Below are 2,646 nucleotides of genomic sequence, written 5' to 3' on the forward strand. Positions count from 1 at the left end.
CAATATTTGACTAATGATGTCATTAATTATGACTCAAAAGGAGCCATAATGAAAGCTGTCATCACTAAGCCAATGTGTGTTGTTGGCGACAATAAAAGCACTGTTCGCTTTGAACCATTACCCCCCAATAATCCATTTGTTGAAGTTTCTAATCAGGTCTACGCACGTCTCAAGCGCGCCAATGCTCAAAACCTTTTGTTGACGTCAAAACAACAGCAAAACCTGAAAAGACAGTTGAACAAATTAAGCAGATAGAACAAGAAGTAGCACAAACATCATCTGAACCAATGACTGAAGAAACCTTACTCGAAAAACCAAAAGCATCTAAGGTCTCTCAATCATCAACACCTACTCTTAAAAAGGCTTAGACGTTGAAGTTAATCATCTACCCAAAATGGTATCTTCAACAGGTGAAGGATACCTTCACCAGTCTTCAAGCACCACGCCTTAATTGGGCTGTGCGTAATGCTCTAAACACCGCAGCAAAACAGTCGAACGCTTTACTGAAAAGCAAATTGCCGACATCTCATCAGCCCAAATAAAGCGTATAAGAAGAGGTGTTTATATTAAAGAAAAGGCGACAGCAAGGTTTCTTGAGACAGATATCATTGGTCCTGGAACACCGATACTTCTTAAATTTTTTAAAGCAAAAGAACAAAACGCAGCGTGGCTTACAAAATGTTTGTAAAAAAACAAATCTTGCCCATGTTTTTATCAAGGATGGGAGTTTTCCAAAGCCTGTTGAATTAAAAAAGCTGAATGGTAATGTTTTTCAAAGAGTGGATGGAAATCAATTCCCCATTGCAAAACAAGAGGGACCCTCAATTGCTAGGGTGATGTCAAAGCCAGAGATTACAAGTGCTATTGTAAAAAAAGCCAATGAGAGATTAATTGCCAATATACAGTACCAACTTGCTCATCATGAATACGCTGGCTGTTAATAAGAAAGGCTAGATTATGTTCTTAAACTTTATCTATATATTCCATATCCTTATGAGTTTATGCATTACACACTTTGATTGCAATTTTAAAAACAGATTATCACTTATGCTTTGTTTTTCCATAAAAAAGTCAATAAAATCAATATAAAAGGTACTTCTCAGCGGGTTGGCTTCGTTGCGGGACAGGCTAGTGCGAACTATCGCTAGCGACAGAATTTTCAATTTGACTGTACATTGTACACTTAACTCATTGATAAATAACAATTTCAATATGTACACTGTACAGTATGTGAAACGTTTTCTTAGCAAAAAGTAATTTTTATTACTGGACAATTCTAGTAATAGGTATTTTCAAATCAGGTGCCTCAAAAACACCTTAAAACAACTAGCGGATTAGTTGCCGAAATAACTAATCTTCCGCAATTTAAAAGCTTTAACTCATTCTATGCTACATGCATATAATAGCTTTGTCAGGTGTGGCTATGCCATATCCCCCCCTTCGGGGAAAGGCATAACGACGGACTAGATGCCGTGTTTCTTAGCGACCAGCACTCTTTTAGAATGTCATTAAGGAACGTCTAACATCTAAGAATTCTTTATGAATACCATTATTAAAATTACTGAATTATGTGGCAAAAGGCATGACAATATTATGCGTGACATCAAGAAAACGCTTGAAGAACTTAACGCCCTCAAATTTGAGAAGGTTGATTTTGGTGGGCACTACCTTGATAACATAAGGTGAAAGCCGCCCTTGTTATAACCCGCCAAAGCGTGAATGCTTAATTCTTGTTTCTAGTTACAGCACTGCCTTACGAGCAAAGATAATTAACCGTTGGAAAGACAAGTAGCTATTCCATAAATTGATTACTCCAAACCCGAAGTATTACTTGGCGCCTTAAATCATCTACAAAATCAAATTGAGCAGAAAGACCATGTTATTTCAGAATTAGCACCAAAAGCAAAAGCTTTAGAAGGCTTAAAACGCTCTGATGGTTTGTTTGGTTTGTTTGAAACCGTGAAGATGTTGGAGATAAGACCAAAGGATTTAATAGATTACTTGCGTAAAAATGATTGGGTGTATCGACGTGCTCCAAGTGGTCCATTGTTACCTTAATCAGGATAAAATCAACAAAGGATTCATGGACTGTTCTGCCATCACCATTCAAAAACCGGATGGAACAGAAAAGGTGCTGCCTTCAACAAAAATCACACCTAAAGGATTGGCGGCATGTTTGAGAGAACAAATCCACGAAGGTGTGCAATGAAGGTAGGTTCTAACTTCTTATGCGATTTATGGATGGCATTATCTCAATTTTCTAGACATGAAAATATGAGTGATAAGATTGTACTGCTCATGGTTGACACCATGAGTTTAGTAGAAAAAACTTTGTTTTAAAAACTTCAAGATGAAGTGCCAATCCTTCTTTCGATATCTTTCTCATATGACGCTCCATAACAAAAGCCCCACATAAGTGAGGTTGGATAAAATGATGTTCTAATCAATCTCGCGCTAATTATAATAAAGTGGCTCGCTACATCCACGGGCGCCTATTTTTCATCTTCTACATAACGAGAAAGCGCAAAGTTCCGCACAAGATGATCATTGTTAGAGCCACCAGTCCAACCGCCTCCTCCCAACATAACATTTATGTCTACACGTAAACTGCTTCCTTGCTCCCCTGTATGCCATTTAGTCACTGGA

The 2,646-nt window shown here is 37.8% G+C and carries 3 pseudogenes; all 3 read left to right on the forward strand.

Annotated elements, in window-relative coordinates:
* Nucleotides 1–48 precede the first annotated feature (48 nt).
* The 3 pseudogenes from ACFIL8_RS09015 (at nucleotide 49) to ACFIL8_RS09025 (ending at nucleotide 2,209) form a co-directional block, all read left to right on the forward strand.
* Nucleotides 49–368: pseudogene (locus ACFIL8_RS09015) on the forward strand (hypothetical protein).
* Nucleotides 369–371: 3 nt separating this feature from the next.
* Nucleotides 372–941: pseudogene (locus tag ACFIL8_RS09020) on the forward strand (hypothetical protein).
* Between the two features lie 598 nt (nucleotides 942–1,539).
* Nucleotides 1,540–2,209, forward strand: a pseudogene (locus ACFIL8_RS09025) (phage antirepressor KilAC domain-containing protein).
* Nucleotides 2,210–2,646: the final 437 nt, after the last annotated feature.

The organism is Bartonella sp. AP57NXGY (genome assembly GCF_042195805.1).
In the GTDB taxonomy this organism is placed as follows: domain Bacteria; phylum Pseudomonadota; class Alphaproteobacteria; order Rhizobiales; family Rhizobiaceae; genus Bartonella.